The organism is Pantoea sp. ABR1s (assembly GCF_057812235.1).
In genome coordinates this window covers 614,828-632,487 of sequence record NZ_CM173823.1, presented here as the reverse complement: position 1 = coordinate 632,487, position 17,660 = coordinate 614,828, and the positions used below count along the sequence as shown (strand labels likewise).

Annotated in this window: 10 protein-coding genes, 1 tRNA gene and 2 pseudogenes; 7 read left to right on the top strand and 6 right to left on the bottom strand. The window is 52.0% G+C overall.

Annotation, left to right across the window (positions count from 1 at the left end; all coding sequences use genetic code 11):
- Window positions 1-65: 65 nt before the first annotated feature.
- Complete coding sequence (locus tag ACXKZD_RS03055; protein ID WP_346527808.1) at window positions 66-857, top strand: SDR family NAD(P)-dependent oxidoreductase; 792 nt, start codon at window positions 66-68, stop codon at window positions 855-857.
- A gap of 202 nt (window positions 858-1,059) precedes the next feature.
- Window positions 1,060-1,135, top strand: a tRNA-Ile gene (locus ACXKZD_RS03050).
- A gap of 1,171 nt (window positions 1,136-2,306) precedes the next feature.
- On the opposite strand, the pseudogene ACXKZD_RS03045 reads toward ACXKZD_RS03050, so the two are convergent.
- The 4 genes and pseudogenes from ACXKZD_RS03045 to ACXKZD_RS03030 form a co-directional block, all read right to left on the bottom strand.
- A pseudogene (locus tag ACXKZD_RS03045) lies at window positions 2,307-2,619 on the bottom strand (DUF1493 family protein).
- A gap of 29 nt (window positions 2,620-2,648) precedes the next feature.
- Window positions 2,649-2,864, bottom strand: a pseudogene (locus ACXKZD_RS03040) (STM2901 family protein); the annotation flags it as partial.
- A 327-nt stretch (window positions 2,865-3,191) separates the two neighbouring features.
- The gene (locus tag ACXKZD_RS03035; RefSeq protein WP_050541948.1) at window positions 3,192-3,413 is read right to left on the bottom strand and encodes a hypothetical protein; all 222 of its coding nucleotides are present in this window, start codon (window positions 3,411-3,413) and stop codon (window positions 3,192-3,194) included.
- Window positions 3,385-4,020 (bottom strand): hypothetical protein, encoded by a 636-nt coding sequence (locus ACXKZD_RS03030; RefSeq protein WP_207254068.1) that lies wholly within the window; start codon window positions 4,018-4,020, stop codon window positions 3,385-3,387. Before ACXKZD_RS03030 ends, ACXKZD_RS03035 begins: the two co-directional genes overlap by 29 nt.
- 338 nt (window positions 4,021-4,358) lie before the next feature.
- Between ACXKZD_RS03030 and ACXKZD_RS03025 the strand changes: the two genes are divergently transcribed.
- From ACXKZD_RS03025 to ACXKZD_RS03015, 3 genes are all read left to right on the top strand, one after another.
- Window positions 4,359-4,517 (top strand): hypothetical protein, encoded by a 159-nt coding sequence (locus tag ACXKZD_RS03025; RefSeq protein WP_488981854.1) that lies wholly within the window; start codon window positions 4,359-4,361, stop codon window positions 4,515-4,517.
- Between the two features lie 30 nt (window positions 4,518-4,547).
- Window positions 4,548-4,775, top strand: coding sequence for a hypothetical protein (locus ACXKZD_RS03020; RefSeq protein ID WP_192033495.1), 228 nt, complete (start codon window positions 4,548-4,550; stop codon window positions 4,773-4,775).
- A 620-nt stretch (window positions 4,776-5,395) separates the two neighbouring features.
- Window positions 5,396-5,668, top strand: coding sequence for a hypothetical protein (locus ACXKZD_RS03015; protein ID WP_488981853.1), 273 nt, complete (start codon window positions 5,396-5,398; stop codon window positions 5,666-5,668).
- A 118-nt stretch (window positions 5,669-5,786) separates the two neighbouring features.
- Here ACXKZD_RS03015 and ACXKZD_RS03010 read toward each other — a convergent pair whose 3' ends face one another.
- Window positions 5,787-5,942: a YnfU family zinc-binding protein gene (locus tag ACXKZD_RS03010; protein WP_216844881.1), complete on the bottom strand. Its 156-nt coding sequence runs from the start codon at window positions 5,940-5,942 to the stop codon at window positions 5,787-5,789.
- A 308-nt stretch (window positions 5,943-6,250) separates the two neighbouring features.
- Between ACXKZD_RS03010 and ACXKZD_RS03005 the strand changes: the two genes are divergently transcribed.
- Both ACXKZD_RS03005 and ddlA read left to right on the top strand, forming a co-directional pair.
- The gene (locus ACXKZD_RS03005; protein WP_488981852.1) at window positions 6,251-14,836 is read left to right on the top strand and encodes a GH36-type glycosyl hydrolase domain-containing protein; all 8,586 of its coding nucleotides are present in this window, start codon (window positions 6,251-6,253) and stop codon (window positions 14,834-14,836) included.
- Window positions 14,837-15,061: 225 nt separating this feature from the next.
- Window positions 15,062-16,159: a D-alanine--D-alanine ligase gene (gene ddlA / locus ACXKZD_RS03000; protein WP_488981851.1), complete on the top strand. Its 1,098-nt coding sequence runs from the start codon at window positions 15,062-15,064 to the stop codon at window positions 16,157-16,159.
- A 20-nt stretch (window positions 16,160-16,179) separates the two neighbouring features.
- Here the strand turns inward: ddlA and ACXKZD_RS02995 are convergent, their stop codons facing one another.
- The gene (locus ACXKZD_RS02995; RefSeq protein ID WP_060681123.1) at window positions 16,180-17,601 is read right to left on the bottom strand and encodes a GGDEF domain-containing protein; all 1,422 of its coding nucleotides are present in this window, start codon (window positions 17,599-17,601) and stop codon (window positions 16,180-16,182) included.
- Between the last annotated feature and the right edge of the window lie 59 nt (window positions 17,602-17,660).

Here is a 17,660-nt window from a genome sequence, read left to right as displayed (position 1 = left end):
GACGACAGATATGATGATCGTCATATTGATGGCTATTATGACGACCATCATACGAGGAAAAAGAGATGTCACAATCAGGCACAGCTTTAATCACCGGCGCATCCAGCGGTATCGGTGCGACCTATGCAAAACGACTGGCAGCACGCGGTTATGATTTGATTCTGGTCGCGCGCGATCAGGGGCGGCTCACCACCCTGGCTGACGCACTGGCAAAGCAGCACGATATTCGGGTGACGGTTATGGCGGCTGACTTAACGCACGAGCAGGATCTGCAACGCGTGGAGTCGGAGATCGCGAACAACGCACAGATTACGCTGCTGCTGAACAACGCGGGCATGAACGTTGAGGGTGAGTTTCTTGAGGCGGACATCACACGCATTAACACCATGCTGGCGTTAAATATTCTGGCACCCACCCGTCTGGCACAGGCGGCTGGCCGGGCTTTCAAAGCGCGCGGAAATGGCATCATTATCAATATCGCGTCGGTGCTGTCGCTGGTGCACGAGATGTTCAACGGCGCTTATAACGCCACTAAATCTTACGTACTGACTCTGACGCGTGCGATGCAGCGTGAACTCGCAGAGAGCGGCGTACAGGTACAGGCGGTGTTGCCCGGTGCGACCCGTACGGAGATTTTCGACCGCGCAGGCCAGTCTATTAATGACATTCCGGCTGAAATGCTGATGGACGTTGATGAGATGGTGGACGCCGCGCTTGCCGGACTCGACAGCAAGGAGACGGTAACTATTCCGGCGCTGGAAGATCTGCAGATGTGGCACGACTACGATCAGGCTCGTGGCACAATGGTTCCCCACCTTTCACGGAATCAATCAGCATCCCGTTATCGTCAGAGCTGAGCCAGCCATCAGCCATAATGACTGAAGTCCGGTTTCACTAAAGGCACGGAGAAGCATTATCCGTGCCTGTTTGCGACTTCGGGATCGCGGTTCGACAGTTTTGTTATAGAAATCAGCAGGTAAATCACTGCTGCTTATTTCAGCAACCGGTGGCTGAGTGCTGGATTGCCCTGAAGAGATACTTTATAATCCCCGCTCCGCTGGCCCCTTAGCTCAGTGGTTAGAGCAGGCGACTCATAATCGCTTGGTCGCTGGTTCAAACCCAGCAGGGGCCACCAAATTTCAATATAAAAAACATATAGATAAGCCGCTCATTGAAGCGGTTTTTTTGTATCTGGCTTTTCGAGTGGCGGTAAAGTGGCGGTGCATTTTCCTCAACAGCCTTATCATGCCGCTGCTGATTGCTTTAAGCAGGTGGAACAAGACTACTAAACAAAGCAAAAAAGCTCAGAAGTATGTAAAGTAACTCGCTTATCAATAGGGAGAAGCTCTGATAGTTTTTTCCAGCCAAATAAAATTACCGTCTGTATCGTAAATCTGCCACAATCCCGGTGTTTGAAATGGTGAATAGTCGATACTCATACCTGTTCACCATCAACGATAGGCTTTATGCCATTTGTATAAATTGTTGGCAGCTTTCAAAGAATTAATCGTATGTTCATAATGGCTGATAAGTGTAGTAGCGATCCGATTCTTCACTTGCTACCAATCTTGTAACAGGGAGCACGTCACTGTAATTCAAGATAATGAATAATATTATCAGGCTAATATAGGTAGGATTCATAAACTGTATAAAATAGAGGGAAAAGTAAATGCATCACATTCTTGAAATACTCTCAAATTTGCTTACCAATTGGCCTGTAACAGCAGGGAGGCGAGAGAAAAAGCCAAGAAAAGACAGAAAGAAGATATCAACTCTTCACTACAAACCTATATGCAAGATCACGACTGATCAAAAAAGTAACGATATACCGCAGAAAGATGAGGCCAACTAAGAAAAACATTTATATTTACAAAATCAGTCTTATTACTTGTAAAAGATTTCAGTGGATATGATTAAGATCATAATAACAGCATCTGCTGCTGACCTCTGCCTGGAAATGACGAGACGTCTTTAGCATTACCAGGCAATGTGATAATTTTGACATCGCCTTATAGAATTTAAAAGTGTAGATATAAAAGGTTTAAAAATGAAAGTTCTGTGGAATACTCCTTCTCATTCAAGTACCTAATGAGACGCCGGATGAAGATATCAAGCCATTAATGAGTAGTAAGCCCCCAGCAATCCTGCACAAACTCAATGTCATAGCGAGCTATTAGTAGCGCTCATACCAATATCAACCTCTGTTATACTCAGTAGTTTTAACTACTTTCCTTTTGGCTATTTTAATTTCATATCCAATCTTTTAATTTTAAAAAAATGAACACTCTTTTCTACTGCATCACATTTTAGTAAAGCCACTCCCCCGCTTCAGCTGAATTAATCAGCATCTGAACAGTCAAAGGCTCAGGTTGATGATGATCGGTGCGCAAATATTTTGGCAAAATAGCGTTCGGCAAAAAAGGGATTCCTGTAGCCGGGAAATAGAGACGAAAATAGAATCGCTTCATATCAACATTAAATATGTTCAGCATATTCTTCAAAAAAATCAAAAGCCTCTTCAGGCAAAACGCAATTTTTACCTGTACTCAGGGATGCATCATCTGGCATTTCCCAAAAGTATTTCTTTATCAGACGATGAACATCTTCAACTTTACTCATAACCAGCCTTATCCTTTTTAACCTGTAATCTACTTATAGCGATGAACAACATTTCGGGTAATAATCGAAAGATCATATGCAGTTAACACAGCGCCAATCCAGGGCACCCAACGTCCAACATATGCCCCGACACTTGTTGTATATGCCCATTCACCGCGCAGCATGCTTTTCCATGTAATAGTACGGCGTTTTTTCTGAAAACGTTGGCGAATAAACATTCGGCTTGCGAGAGAAAGCGGTCTGGTTCAACGTGTATTTTTTTGGGGATCTAACTTACCATAGTCTCAGCTTTCCCGATCAAGCTTCTGCAGAGGATAATTTTATGTTTAACGCCTGTACGGCCTATACATACTTTCTCCATTACGTAAGCGATGCTTTTAATCGAAGCAGTAATGATCTACGTAGCCCATGCATAATTCGTTAATAAAAATCTAACTAATGATATGCATCACTCTGACTTTGTTAGTCAGCTTTATAGTTTCATTGCTTTTTTTACAACCACAAAAAAGGCCATAATCTGTGTCACGGCCTTGTTGTTTGATAGCTTAATTACGGATAAAAACACATACCGATCATGCTTCTCCTTTTAGCTTATCCAGCAGGTAAGCAACTAAATAGGCCAGCATGAAGAACCCGAAGAAACCAATAATTTTCCATAGCCAGCCATCAAGTAAAAACAAAGAGAAAAATGCGGCAAATGAGCAAATACCCGTAGAAATGGCTTCAACAACATTTGTGGTTTGTATACCAATGAACTTAACGAATTTAAGAAGAAATGATTTTGCAGAGTTCATTTTGTATCCTTTCACAAATTAATCTATGGCTGTTGATATAAATCAGATAGGGTTCGAGTGGCCTCTCTACGAGGAAATAGACCATATCCAGATTCATTCGTGAAACCTTTGAATAGGTCATTGGAAATCTATTTTGCATCCGTCTTGATGCGACTGAAGCCTCTTCAATCAATCCTTGCACCATGAGAATGTTCAACGAAAGCGACGAGCCAACTCTGACAAACCGCTTAAAGGCCTCAACTGTCAAGATACGAGTTAGTATTCTTTTAGCAATAAATTGGGCCAGGAAAAATTGTGAACCAATCCTTCCCCCCATTCTGCCAGCACCATAACCCAACTTACTATCGATAGCTTGTTTGCTTTCATTATCGAGCTTTGCGTAGAAATCGTTAATCACAATAGTAATCAGTTGCCGGATGGGTTCATGTCTGTCTGCAGTGGCTTTGATTAATCGCATAAACCGTTCAGTTTCTCTTTGATTTCGGTTCTTCAGATCGCTCCCGGCAAGACCGCTTCCCTCCCATGTTCTTACAACTCCCTGATACATGCCTGAAGGGATAGATGACATACCCTCCACGATTCCATAGGCAATTTGCTTTGCATCCATACTTATTCCTTGTAAGCAAATAATGTTTAAGGCTGAGAATATCTAATCTGAAGTAGTAATTCCATTAGCACTCTATTTAAGTTGTTTATGCGTCAGTCATTCTTTTGATCTACTGATTACTAGCGTTATTTATTGATTCAATTAATAAGTACATCAAATGTTCACGATCTATCCAAAAAATTCATGATTAAGGTTATTTTCAATAATAACAATAAGTTAGATTCTTTTTCAGACCATTCTTTAAGATTAAATCACTAAAACTCTTTTTAATTTTTTTAGTTTGGTTTTCCGATAAAAGCCCAATGGCGGTGCGGACTGTCGATGTAGTTTGTAGCAAAATGAAACTGAAAATTTTTATGTTCAGAATTGCACTGCCGGGAGCAGTGCCGCCGATTTTGTCTTCAGGACGATTATTTGCCGGTGTTGACGCGCAGTCAATGTCAGACTATGCGGATACTCTCTTTGTGGTTATCGTGCTCGTGGTGGCCACGCATTAGCGTGGTGCTGCTTACGTTTGGTGCGCTCTGGTGATGGATAATCAAAAACCTGCAGCAATAGCGAGTTATCAGTGTGGATTATTTGCCAATCACGGGCAAATGTCTGGCATTAATCACAGCGGCCTTCTGGCCAATCCACGCAATGTCGCTGCTATTAACTGGCTGGCCGCGATCAAAGGGCTCGTCTTGCTGGCCAGCAAACTGCTGCACAAGCTCCAGGATATCGTTCATCAACTGAGCCACGCTATTCTTTGCTAAGCCAATCCATTAGCGCACTTATCCTCTGCCACGTCCCGACAATGCTCTTACTAACCTGGCCGATTTTTCAGTCAGCGCATGCCAGACCGTAATCACCGCGCTGCCGTCACTCATCTTAAGCACCTGCACGCCTTGGTGAAAATCACTCAGCCGGTTACTCCGTGGTTAGTTCCACTCAGCCAGACGAGCGATCTTGTCATCAGCTGCAATGCTGATATCCACCGCATCCAGTAGCGGCGTGGTGGTCCGCTTTGCCTCATCGGTCGCGGCGGCGAGTCAGTTGATAGCCTTCAACACTGCATTTTCACCTTCCGGTACCTGGGTTACAGGTTCACCTCACCCTTTCCCTGATTAACCTCACACTCTCATACCCACTATTTTCCCCGTAAAAGACGCCACTCATGCTCACTCTGATAACCCGACTCATACCCCGGAGTCACTTTTAACTCTGCAGAGGGTGTATCAGATTACTTTCATAAACCCGCTATATTTACGGATATGAACAAATGCAGTCCAGACGGGCCAATTGAAATCTGCATAACGTGTGCGCTGAGGTCAGATTAACAATGCTGCAGATTAATTTATTGAACAGAAGAGTATGAATAGATTAGAGGTTTATCATGAAAAGTTCATCGAGTGCTGAACTCTGCTGCCGGGTAATTTGTGGAAGAACCATCATGCCGCTGAAGAAAGTTGCGTTGTATCAGGTCGAATTTGAAAATGGCAGATTTGCTGTGTTACGCATTAATAACCTCCTGACGTTTCAGGAAGGCGATATTATCTCAAGAGTTAATGAAGTGTGGTCTGCAGGACCAGATATTATTCAACTTTCACCATTCGAATTTCTCGACCAGGGTGAATCACAACGTTATTTCACCGAGTACGAAAGATAATGCAGAATTATCAGCACATTGAAATTAATGTTACGAAGATATTGCCTCAATGAGGGATAAGGTTAAACAGTATGACTTGCTGCTGCCTGGTGATCGCAACATAAAAAGACGACGGACTTTATATAACATACAATGACTTACAGTGAGGGCATAAGACTGCCTGTCCTTTATTCTTTTTAGCTACAGACTGTCTGGAAAACTTTTTACACACCGGACACTGTGTATTGGTTTCGCTGCTGTGTAGCGCGTCGAAGAGAAAGCTCAACCAGGTCATGTCGTTATCCTCTGAAATGTTGCCATCAGCGTAACACAGTGCAGGTAAATTAATTTTTTTATCTGTCGGCTCTGATGTTAAACAGGGCTAAGGTGAGGAGAAGGCAGCTTTTTATTTTTTTTAACTTTATTTTATCGCTATAAGAGAACGCCAGCCGGTTAATCAGGATAGCTACGAATAACGGAAACAGGACTATAATCAATATCATCTACACCTGTTTATCACCTCCAGCCCTTCTTTTGGCTCCTTTTTTGTCATCCTTTCTTTTTTTCCGGATCCAGCTGCTGCGTAAGCGCAAGGAAATGAGTGTGAAAATAAAACTGACGACGTGGTTCAGCCGGGAAAGTGAATTACCCGATGAGCATTTTCCTTTGTTCCCGACAGAAGGTATTTATCAGGCCCACCGGCCAGATATTTTTTCGGCTGAACAAATGGATAACTACGGCGAAAAATTAGCGAAAACGCATAATCTGTCGGGTGGAAAATGGTCCTACCGACTGTTGCAGCAGCTGGCAGATAATGAACTGTCATTGACGCGCAGCGCAGAGATCCTGAGTGAAGGCGATAAACGCAGCCAGACACCGGCGGCCGTCTGGATACTGGATAATTTTTACATTATTGAAGAGCAGATCCGCCTGGTCCGGCACCTGTTACCGGCAAAATTCGGTAAAGGGCTGCCCATGCTGGAGGAGTCGGCTCATTACCTGCGCATCCAGGCTATCGCCGAGGAGATGATTAAGCACAGTGATGGCCGACTGGAAACCAGCGTCCTGCATCCTTTTATCGCTGCCTACCAGCGCGTTACGCCCCTGCTGCTCGGCGAACTGTGGGCCCTGCCTGCCATGTTACGTTTTGCGCTTATCAACAATCTGTCCCGGATTGCGGCTGACGTGGCCAGGGTACATCAGGAACGTAATAAAGCGGAGCAGTGGATCAGCGATATCCTCTCCACTGCCGCCGAAGATGCGTCAAAAGTTATTCTGGTCATCGCTGATATGGCCCGCCAGAACCCGCAGGTTTCCGGCGCTTTCGTCGCTGAACTTGAACGGCGCTTAAGTGGCCAGAACAATACTCTGGCGTTAACCTGGGTCGAACAACAGCTGGAAAATACCGGCCGGAAAACCTCGGAAGTCATTGAGCAGTTCAACCGGCAGCTGGCCCTGAGTCAGCTCTCTGTCAGCAACAGTATTACCGGCCTGCGGCAACTCGGCGAAATTGACTGGCAGGCCTTTGTCGAATCCGTCAGCCTGGTTGAGAAAGTCCTGCAGCAGGATCCCACCGGGACATACCCGCTGATGCATTTTGACAGTCGCGATGACTACCGCCACGTGATTGAACGTCTGGCGCGGCACAGTCGGTTTGATGAACGTGAAGTCGCCCAGGCTGTGCTGACGCTGGCCAGCCAGCCTGATCTTCCCCTGCGTCAGCAGCATGTCGGCTATTACCTGCTGGATAAAGGATTTCAGCAACTGGAACAGCAGCTTGACGTTAAAGTAACGTGGCTGAACAGGAGCCGGCAGCACCTGAGCCAGACTCCTTTACTCTCCTGGTTAGGCAGCCTTTTACTGCTGACAACCGCGTTTACCGCCGAGATGCTCTACAGCACCCATCAGGCGGGCATGGCGTCATTACTCTGGTTGCTGGTGCTGCCCGCCATCATTGTCAGCAGCCAGTTAGCCTTACAGTTGCTGAGCGAGTTAACCACCCGCAGCCGCCATCCCCTTCCCCTGCCCCGACTCGATTATTCTCTGGCGGTACCGGAGCATGACCGCACACTGGTAGTTATCCCCTGTTTACTCAGCAGCAATGAGGGAACAGACGCCCTGCTGCGCTCTCTGGAAATCTGCTATCTCGGTAACGCCTTAACGAATATCAGTTTTGCGTTACTGACCGACTTTACCGATAGCGCCGAACAGGACCATCATCATGATGCCGCGCTTATCCGTTACGCCGTGCTGAAAACGGAAGCGCTGAATCGGCGCTACAGCGGGGGTAAATCGGACATTGCGCTCTTCTCCCTGTTACACCGTGACCGCACCCATAATATTTCTCAGGGCGTCTGGATGGGGTATGAACGCAAGCGCGGTAAGATCCATGCCCTGAATCGCTGGCTTCAGGGTGAAGAAAACGCCTTCAGCGTCACGGTAGGTGCCACGCAGACGCAGCTGCACAGCGTTAAATATGTGATTACTCTCGACAGCGACACAATACTGCCGCGTGAGACTGCGCATAAGCTGATTGGCGTCATGGCCCACCCGCTCAATGCGCCGGTATTCGACGATGTCAAAAATCGGGTAGTTGAAGGCTATGCCATCCTGCAGCCTCGTCTGGCTGAAGAGATACCGGTTAACGGTCAGAGCCGCTATGCCCGGCTGTGCAGCAGCATTCCGGGGAATGATGCTTACTCCTCACTCTCATCCGATATTTATCAGGATCTGTTTGGTGAAGGCTCATTTGTCGGCAAGGGTATTTACGATGTCGCTGCCTTTAGCCGGGCGATACGCAATACCTGTCCGGAAAATCTGGTGCTGAGCCATGACCTGCTTGAGGGGTGCTATGCCCGCTCCGGTGTGGTCAGTAACGTCGTCCTGTATGAACAATATCCGGATAGTTATCTGAGCGATGTTGCCCGACGATTTCGCTGGGTGCGGGGCGACTGGCAGCTCCTTAACTGGCTACGGTTGCAGGTGCGGCAGGAAGATTGCAGTCGTCAAAAGAACCCGCTCAGTGCGCTTTCCCGCTGGAAATTAACAGACAACCTGCGCCGCAGCCTGGTGGCGCCTGCCCTGCTGATGCTGGTGTTTATGCTGTGTACGATAGTACCGAATCCAATATTCTGGGTCGGGTGCATCATGCTATTTCTGCTGCTTCCAGGACTGCCAGCGTTGGTGATCGATGGGGTGACGAAAAGTAAAACGCGTGCCTGGCGACAGCATTTATCCATGCTGGTCACCGATGCCTTTAACCGCCTCTCCCGCGCTGGCCTGGCGCTGGCCATCCTGCCACACGAAAGTTACTGGTCGCTGAAGGCGATTATCGTGACCTTATGGCGCCTGACTATCAGCCATCGCTACCTGAACGAGTGGAAGAGCGCTTCATCACTGAAACCTGTCGAGCCTGATGTGCGCCATTTCTACCGCCGCATGTGGATTAATCCGGTAGCAGGCGCGGTTCTGGTATTCCTGACCAGCCTGAGCATGCCGTCGATGACGCATGTCGCACTGGCGCTCGCTTTATTGTGGGCGGTCGCCCCCGCGTTACTGAGCCGCATGAGCCAGCCCAAACGCGCTCAGCCAGGCAGCCTTTCAGCGGAACAGCGCATCTTTTTGCGTCGCACCGCGCGTAGAACCTGGGCCTGGTTTAACGAATTTGCCAGCAGTGATAACAACCATTTGCCGCCGGATAATCTGCAGGAGATTCCGGAGTCGCGGGTGGCCCACCGGACCTCACCGACCAACATTGGCCTGTCGCTGCTGGCAAACCTGACGGCCTGGGATTTTGGTTATATCAGCCAGAATCGGGTCATCAGCCGGACTCTCGACACCCTCGATACCCTTGATCGAATGGAGCATTTCAGAGGACATCTTTATAACTGGTATGACACCCAGACGTTAAAACCGCTGAACCCACGCTACGTCTCAACCGTAGACAGCGGTAATATGGCGGCTCACCTTGTGACCCTTCAGGCGGGCCTGGCGCAGTGGAAATACCAGCCGGTGATGTCTCTCCCCTGTATCCTGGAAGGTCTCTCCGATACCTTCTCACTGCTTAAAGACCAACTGAGCGACACCCGCAGCGACATTGTGGAACAAATCGCAGCTAAGCTAAGCCTGATGCAGCGCGCTTCACCCGCCGATTTTCACGCCGGGATGCAGGCTCTGCTGGCATTAAGCGTGGTGGCAGAACAGGCTTATCTTCCGACAACGCGGGTGAACTGGCCGGCGCTTTTCCATCAGCAACTGGTCGATTTTACTCAGGAGTGGGCCCTCCTTTTCAGCTGGGTTACCCCGGATGCGCCACTGCCTGCCGACATTCCGTCATTGCTGTGGCTCGCTGAGTTGAACCTGAACCGCCCCGGACTCCCGGAAAAACAGGCAGAGACTGCGATATGGGCCGCCCGCGAACGAATGGCTGCCCTGCTGGAGCTGGACAGCCGCCTCAGCGATCACGCCAGTATGGACTTCCGCTTTCTCTATTATCCGGCCACGTCTTTACTCAGCGTGGGCTATAACATGGACAGCGGTCTGCTGGACGCCAGCAAATATGACCTTTTCCCTTCAGAAGTCCGCCTGACGCACTACTTTGCTATCTCCACCAGCCAGCTTCCGGCCAAGAGCTGGTTTGTACTGGGTCGCTTATTTACTCAGCTGAATAACCAGCCCGCCGTGATGTCATGGAGCGGCTCAATGTTTGAATACCTGATGCCGCACCTGGTCATGCCGGTTTACCCCGACACGCTGCTGGAAAAGATGGCGTTATCGGCGGTCAGGCAACAAATTGTCTCGGGTAACAGCACCGATACGCCCTGGGGCGTTTCGGAATCGGGTTACGCTGCGTTTGACGTCAATCATAACTACCAGTATCGGGCATTTGGTACGCCAGAACTGGGTCTGAAACGCGGCCTGAATGACAATCATGTTGTTGCGCCCTATGCGACGCTGCTGGCGCTGATGGTGCTGCCGCAGGAGGCGACGGCTAATCTGATACGGCTTAAAAAAATGGGTGCCAGCGGTGACTACGGTTATTACGAAGCGCTGGATTTCACCGCGGACCGACTGGCTCCCGGTCAGCCATTTGCGATCGTCAAATCGTATATGGCCCATCACCAGGCGATGGGATTGCTAGCGCTCTCTCACCAGCTGCTGGATGCGCCCATGGTCGCGCGCTTTATGTCCAGCGCACTGTTTCAGTCGTCGCGTTTGCTGCTTCAGGAAAAAGTGCCTGATGATATTGAGCTCTATACCCCACGCCGCAGTTTTGTCGAAAATAGTGACCCTAAACAGCAGCGCAGCATTCCCGACCAGCGTGAATTCAGTGGTTCAGATCCGCGCCAGCCACAACTGCAGCTGCTTTCCAATGCAGATTATCATCTGATGGTGACGCACGCGGGGACAGGCTACAGCCAGTGGAAGGGGCTGGCACTCACCCGCTGGCGTGCGGATAGCACCAGCAACAACTACGGAACGTTCTGCTACGTTACCGATCAGCAATCCGCCGAAGTGATTGCTCACAGCTATCAGCCGACCTGCTGCGAGCGTCCGCATTATAAAACCCGTTTCAATGATGCCGGGATTGAGTTTGACGCTTCAGGCACCACCTTCAGCATTCACACGCATATCGTGGTCTCCCCGGAAGATGATGTGGAGATCAGACGCATCACGGTCACTAACCGTTCCCGTCAGACCCGCCCGTTCGATATCACCAGCTACACCGAAGTGGTACTGGCGCCAGCAGCCAGCGATATGGCCCACCCTGCGTTTAGTAATCTGTTCGTCCAGACTGAAATCGTTGACAGGCTGGAAGCAATTCTGGCTCACCGTCGGCCACGTGAAGAGAATGAAGTGACGGCATGGATGTTTCACGCGATGGCGATACATGGCAATACCGGCCGCCAGACCTCTTTTGAAACCGACCGGGCTCGTTTTCTCGGGCGCGGCAGGACACCAGCCGATGCTCAGGCACTGATGCCGGGCAGTGAATTAACGGGTCAGCAGGGGGCAGTGTTAGATCCCGTGTTATCAATTCGCCAGTCAGTGACGTTAAAAGCGGGAGAGGCCGTCACCATCGATATGCTTTACGGTGTGACACTTCAGCGTGACACCACTATTGCGCTGATTGAGAAGTACCGTAACCACATCAGCGCCGATCGGGTGTTTGAACTGGCGTGGTCCCACAGTCAGGTCGCCTTGCGTCAGTTGAATATTCGCACCGAAGATACCAGCCTGTTCAATCAGCTGGCCAGTGCCGTACTGTTTTCCAGCGCCGAAATGCGTGGCGAATCAGACGCGCTGATGCAGAACCGGCTGGGCCAGGAGTCATTGTGGCGCCATGCGATTTCGGGTGATCTGCCGATTCTTTTGGTTCGGATAGAAAACATTAATCAACTCGACCTGGTCACCACGCTCATTCAGGCGCACCAGTACTGGCGACAAAAAGGACTGACGGTCGATCTGCTTATCCTGAACAGCGACCAGGGCGGCTACCAGCAGAACCTGTTCAATCAGCTCACGACCCTGATCCCTGCCGGAGATGAACGGCAGCAGGCGGACAAACCTGGCGGCATATTTATCCGCAAAAGCGAAAGTTTTTCCGCTGACGATCTGCAACTGTTGCTGAGCGTCGCGGCGGTCGTGCTGGAAGGCCGGAACGGCAGCCTCGCCGATCAGCTCAGCACGCTGTTAAAACCGGTGCGCACCCCGCCGGCTTTTGCGTTTCCATCGGTCAGTAAGACGCCGCCGCCTGCAGCCGTCACCTTTTCGCCGGAGCGGCTGCAGTTTTTCAATGGCACCGGTGGTTTCAACGAGAACGGCAGCGAATATCACATCATTCTTTCCGGCCAGCAGCAGACACCTGCGCCGTGGTGCAATGTGCTGGCCAACAGCCAGTTGGGCACCGTCATTTCCGAGAGTGGCCAGGGCTATAGCTGGTATGAAAACGCGCATGAATATCGTCTGACGCCCTGGCACAATGACCCCGTCAGTGACAGCTCTGGCGAAGCGCTTTATCTGCGTGATGAAGAGACGGGTGATGTCTGGTCGCCCACGCCGCTTCCGGTTCGCGGCAAGGGGGATTATCTGACCCGTCATGGCTTCGGTTACAGCACGTTTGAACACACGGAGTATGGCATCAGCAGCACGTTAACGGTGTTCGTGGCAGAAGAGGCGCCGGTCAGACTTTCCCTGCTGACGCTGAGTAACCTCTCTGGCAAAACGCGTAATCTGTCGATTACCGGATACGTCGAATGGGTTCTGGGTGAGCTGGCGAGCCGCTCCGCAAGGCATGTGGTGACGTCCCCTGCCGCTATCGCGACAGGCAGCGCGGTTCTGGCCAGAAACTTTTATAACAGTACGGGCTCTGCAAGGACCGCTTTTTTTGCCGTCACAGGCACCCGGATTGCGTACAGCGGCAACCGGCTTGAGTGTCTGGGTCGTAACGGCACCACACGGCAGCCCGCGATGATGAATGTTCGTGGTCTGTCGGGTAACACCGGGGCAGGAATGGATCCCTGCGCCGCGCTGCAGACGCTGACAACACTGATTGACGGCGACAGCCGCAGCTTTGTTTTTGCCCTCGGCGTGGGGGAAGATGAGGATGCAGTGACAGCGCTGATGCAGCAGTTCCTCTCCACCGGGGAGGCTCAGAACGAGCTGACCAGGGTTAAACAGCACTGGCACCAGCTACTGACTAAAGTGCAAATCCAGACACCGGCAGCGGAGGTCGATTTACTGGCAAACGGCTGGCTGCTGTACCAGACGCTGGCCAGCCGTTTGCTGGCGCGCAGCGGATATTACCAATCCGGTGGTGCCTTTGGTTTCCGCGATCAGTTGCAGGATACGCTGGCGCTGACCCACGCTGCCCCGCAGCGGCTGCGCGATCAGCTGTTGTTGTGTGCATCCCGCCAGTTTATTGAGGGAGATGTACAGCACTGGTGGCATCCGCCTGCTGGCCGTGGCGTCAGAACCCGCTGCTCCGACGACTACCTGTGGCTGCCCTATGCGCTGTGCCGCTATGTGCAGGCAACCGATGATATTGCACTGCTGTCACAGCCCGTCAGCTACCTTGAAGGTCGCCTGCTGGCAGAGGACGAAGAGTCTGTCTATGAGCTTCCGGGCGTCAGTAAGATTAATGAACCGCTATGGCAGCACTGCGTTCGCGCGGTTAACCACGCCCTTACTTTCGGTCAGCACGGCCTCCCGCTGATGGGCTCAGGGGACTGGAACGATGGTATGAGTACCGTCGGGATTGCCGGCAAGGGTGAAAGCGTCTGGCTCGGCTTCTTCCTCTATACGGTTCTGGACCGCTTTGCCGCGCTGGCTGTGCGGTTCGGCGATACCGATACCGCCCGCCACTGTCAGGAGCACGCGCAGACGCTCAAAACCGCGCTTAACCATGCGGCCTGGGATGGCGAATGGTATCTGCGCGGCTTTTTTGACAGTGGCCAGACGCTCGGTTCACATGCTGACAGTGAGTGCCGGATAGACGCCATTGCCCAGAGCTGGTCGGTACTCTCTGGCGCAGGCGAGGACGCCAGATGCCGGTCAGCGATGGCGGCGCTTTATCAGCATCTGGTTGATAAGGATAACCGGCTGATTAAATTGCTCACTCCGCCTTTCGATGGCGCAGGGCCAAATCCGGGCTACATTCGCGGTTATTTACCGGGCGTCAGGGAAAATGGCGGTCAGTACACCCATGGGGCTCTGTGGGCGATTATGGCCTTTGCGGCGATGGGTGAAACAGAGCGCGCCTGGTCCCTGCTCTCTATGATTAATCCGGTTAATCATAGTGGCAATCAACAGGATATGGCGATCTACAAAGCGGAACCTTATGTGATGGCTGCGGATGTGTATGCGGCCGAAGGCCACAGCGGGCGGGGCGGCTGGACCTGGTATACCGGTTCGTCAGGCTGGACCTATCAGCTTATCAGTGAGAGTCTGCTTGGGATAACCCGGCGCGGCAACGCGCTGTCTGTCCGGCCACAGCTTCCCGCTGACTGGTCAGAGATAAAAATTGTCTACCGTGAGGGGGAAGGGATCTACAACATCCGGGTCACTCGCGGTGACAGCACCTATCAGCTGTGGCTGGATGGCAAACGGTGTGACGGTGACGAAATAGCGCTGGAAAGCCATCGCCAGGAACATCAGGTTGAAGTCAGGCTGGGCTCTGCATCAGGTTAAGTTAAACCTGACACCCCGCCTGCATCAGGTTAAAGAGGAGATTCAGTGACCTTTGCGAGCGGGCCGTTGAGCTGCCACCCGCGTCAGCACGGGCAGCTCAACGACAGCGATCTGGTGAGTGGCGAGGGTTAATCGCCTGCTCACAATTATCTGTCGCCCTGCCCTGTTTTCCCTCGCGAAGCCCATGCTATCTTGTGGTTTTGATTTTTTCAGTGGGCAAAATTGATGACAAAGTTGCGGGTAGGGATCGTGTTTGGCGGGAAATCGGCTGAGCATGAGGTGTCGTTACAGTCGGCCAAAAATATCCTTGAGGCGATCGACAAAACCAGGTTTGACGTGGTGTTGCTGGGCATTGATAAGCAGGGACACTGGCGTCTTAACGATGCTTCAAACTTCTTACTTAACGCTGAAAATCCGGCGCTGATCGCGCTGAATCACGCCGCTGAAGATGTGGCGCTGGTGCCCGGCACGACTCAGCAGCAGATCATCACCCGTCATAACGCCCATCCGCTGTCGCAGATCGACGTTATCTTCCCTATCGTGCACGGTACGCTGGGTGAAGATGGCTCCCTGCAGGGCCTGCTGCGTATGGCCTCGTTACCCTTCGTCGGTTCCGACGTGCTGGGCTCTGCGGTCAGCATGGATAAAGATTTTACCAAACGCCTGCTGCGCGACGCCGGCCTCAACGTCGCGCCGTGGGTGAGCGTCACCCAGGCCCAGCGTGCACATCTGGACGCCAGCGCAGTGATTGCCCGCTTTGGCCTGCCGCTGTTTATCAAACCCGCCAACCAGGGTTCATCCGTGGGCGTCAGCAAAGTGGACAGCATTGAAGAGTTTGATGCCGCGCTGGCGCTGGCCTTCTCCTTTGACCGCAAGGTGCTGATTGAGCAGGGTATCAAAGGTCGCGAGATCGAGTGTGCGGTGCTGGGCAACGATGCCCCTGAAGCCAGCCCCTGCGGTGAAGTGGTGGTGCATGACGCCTTCTATTCGTATGACACCAAATATATCTCTGAGAGCGGTGCGCAGACGGTGGTCCCGGCAGCCATTTCACCGGAAACCAGCGATGCGATTCGTGAGGTCGCCATCAAAGCCTTTACCGCGCTGGAGTGCTTTGGCATGGCGCGCGTCGATGTGTTTTTAACTGACGACGGCGAAATTATCGTCAACGAAGTGAATACCCTGCCCGGCTTCACCAATATCAGCATGTATCCGAAACTGTGGCAGGCAGCCGGACTCAGCTATCAGGATCTGATCAGTCGCCTGATTGACCTGGCGATTGAACGCCATCAGCAGGCCAGTACCCTGAAAAGCAGCGTCAGCTGACAGAACCCGGCGGCGTGGCGTTATGCCACGTCGCTGGTGATGGCACGGTAGTTAACCGGCGAGGTCTGATTGCGGCCATTGCGTTTCGACAGATAGAGATTTTTATCGGCTGCGGAAATCAGCCGGTTGATCACGCGGTGCCACTCCGTCGCCTCACCGGCACTGCCATGCGCCAGCCCCAGACTGACGGTGACCGTGGCCGTACTGCCCTGCAGCCAGAACTTTTCTTTCGCCATCTTCTGCCGGATGCTCTCAGCAAGAAAGTAGAGCTTTTCCGGATTCTGGTCGAACAGCACCACCGCAAACTCTTCGCCGCCAAAACGGCAGATGCGCCCCTCTTTACCCACAACGCGCTGCATACGGCGGGCGATCTCTTCCAGCACGCTGTCACCCGCATCATGACCAAAATTGTCGTTAATCGCTTTAAAGTAGTCGACATCCAGCAGGATCACGCCCGCCCGGCGGTCCGGGAAGATCGGCTCAGCACGCAGACTTTCATAGAGGCCGGAACGCGACAGCAGCCGGGTCAGGAAGTCATAGTTGGCGCGCAACGCCAGACGCTGGTTGAGCTGGCGAATCGCATCCATGCTCACCGCCACAATCAGCGGGCTGATCGCAATGGTCGCCACGCCCAGCCGTGCCGAAGTCAGATGGGTGATCGGCAGCATATTGTCATCGCCCTGGATATTCATCACACCGTGCGAAACCAGAATGATTTCGCTAATGCCGGTGAGCAAAATCACCAGGCTGGTGAGCGGCATCGGCAGCACGATGGCGCACCAGACCAGCGCCGGAACCGGGAACGTCAGGCTGCCTGCGCCGCCCATCATCGCGCCAATCATCAGCGAAAAAATCACGGCGACAACCGGTGCCAGCTTGCGCATCTGCATAAACTGCCGGGGCGACAGCGACGCCCAGTCGCGCGTCAGCAAAAAGGGCAGCAGCATCAGCCCGGTTGAGAACTGTTCGCTGAACCATTCGCCCCAGGCCGTCACCAGCCCGCTGTTAAAATCGGCCTGCTGCGCCAGCGCCCCCCAGCTGGCGCAGGCCAGTCCGGCCAGCAGACAGGCCGGAAAAATGCGCAGCACGCTGGTTATACGCTCGCTGCCGGAGTCGTGCTGAAGATGTTTTACCAGCAGCGTCACCGCCACCAGCACAAACAGAAGATTCGCCATGTTGAGGGTAAAAGCAGAGAGCGCCCAGCCTGAAAAAACGGTGTCGTTAAACACCATCGCAGCAAAGGTGGCCAGGTAATAGCGGGTCTGATGCAGAAAAGGATTCCGGACGATCACGCCAGTGACGATCGCATTGACCGGCCAGAACAGCGACAGCTCCTGTGGAAAGCGCAGGTGTCCGCCGATAAAGCAAAACAGCAACGTGATTAAAAAGAGTGAAAATGCGTTCTTCTTAACGTTGTGCTCTTCAAACAGCTGTATGCGCATACATCCGGACCTTGTCACAGAGAGGCTGGCTGTCCACGCCAGCCTGGACAGGCGCGTGG

Excerpts from the sequence above, each read along its gene's own strand:
- ACXKZD_RS03035 (WP_050541948.1), bottom strand. The coding sequence starts at position 3,413 with ATGAACTCTGCAAAATCATTTCTTCTTAAATTCGTTAAGTTCATTGGT.
- ACXKZD_RS03010 (WP_216844881.1), bottom strand. The coding sequence starts at position 5,942 with ATGACCTGGTTGAGCTTTCTCTTCGACGCGCTACACAGCAGCGAAACC.
- ACXKZD_RS02995 (WP_060681123.1), bottom strand. The coding sequence starts at position 17,601 with ATGCGCATACAGCTGTTTGAAGAGCACAACGTTAAGAAGAACGCATTT.
- ACXKZD_RS03030 (WP_207254068.1), bottom strand. The coding sequence starts at position 4,020 with ATGGATGCAAAGCAAATTGCCTATGGAATCGTGGAGGGTATGTCATCT.
- ACXKZD_RS03055 (WP_346527808.1), top strand. The coding sequence starts at position 66 with ATGTCACAATCAGGCACAGCTTTAATCACCGGCGCATCCAGCGGTATC.
- ACXKZD_RS03015 (WP_488981853.1), top strand. The coding sequence starts at position 5,396 with ATGAAAAGTTCATCGAGTGCTGAACTCTGCTGCCGGGTAATTTGTGGA.
- ACXKZD_RS03025 (WP_488981854.1), top strand. The coding sequence starts at position 4,359 with ATGAAACTGAAAATTTTTATGTTCAGAATTGCACTGCCGGGAGCAGTG.
- ddlA (WP_488981851.1), top strand. The coding sequence starts at position 15,062 with ATGACAAAGTTGCGGGTAGGGATCGTGTTTGGCGGGAAATCGGCTGAG.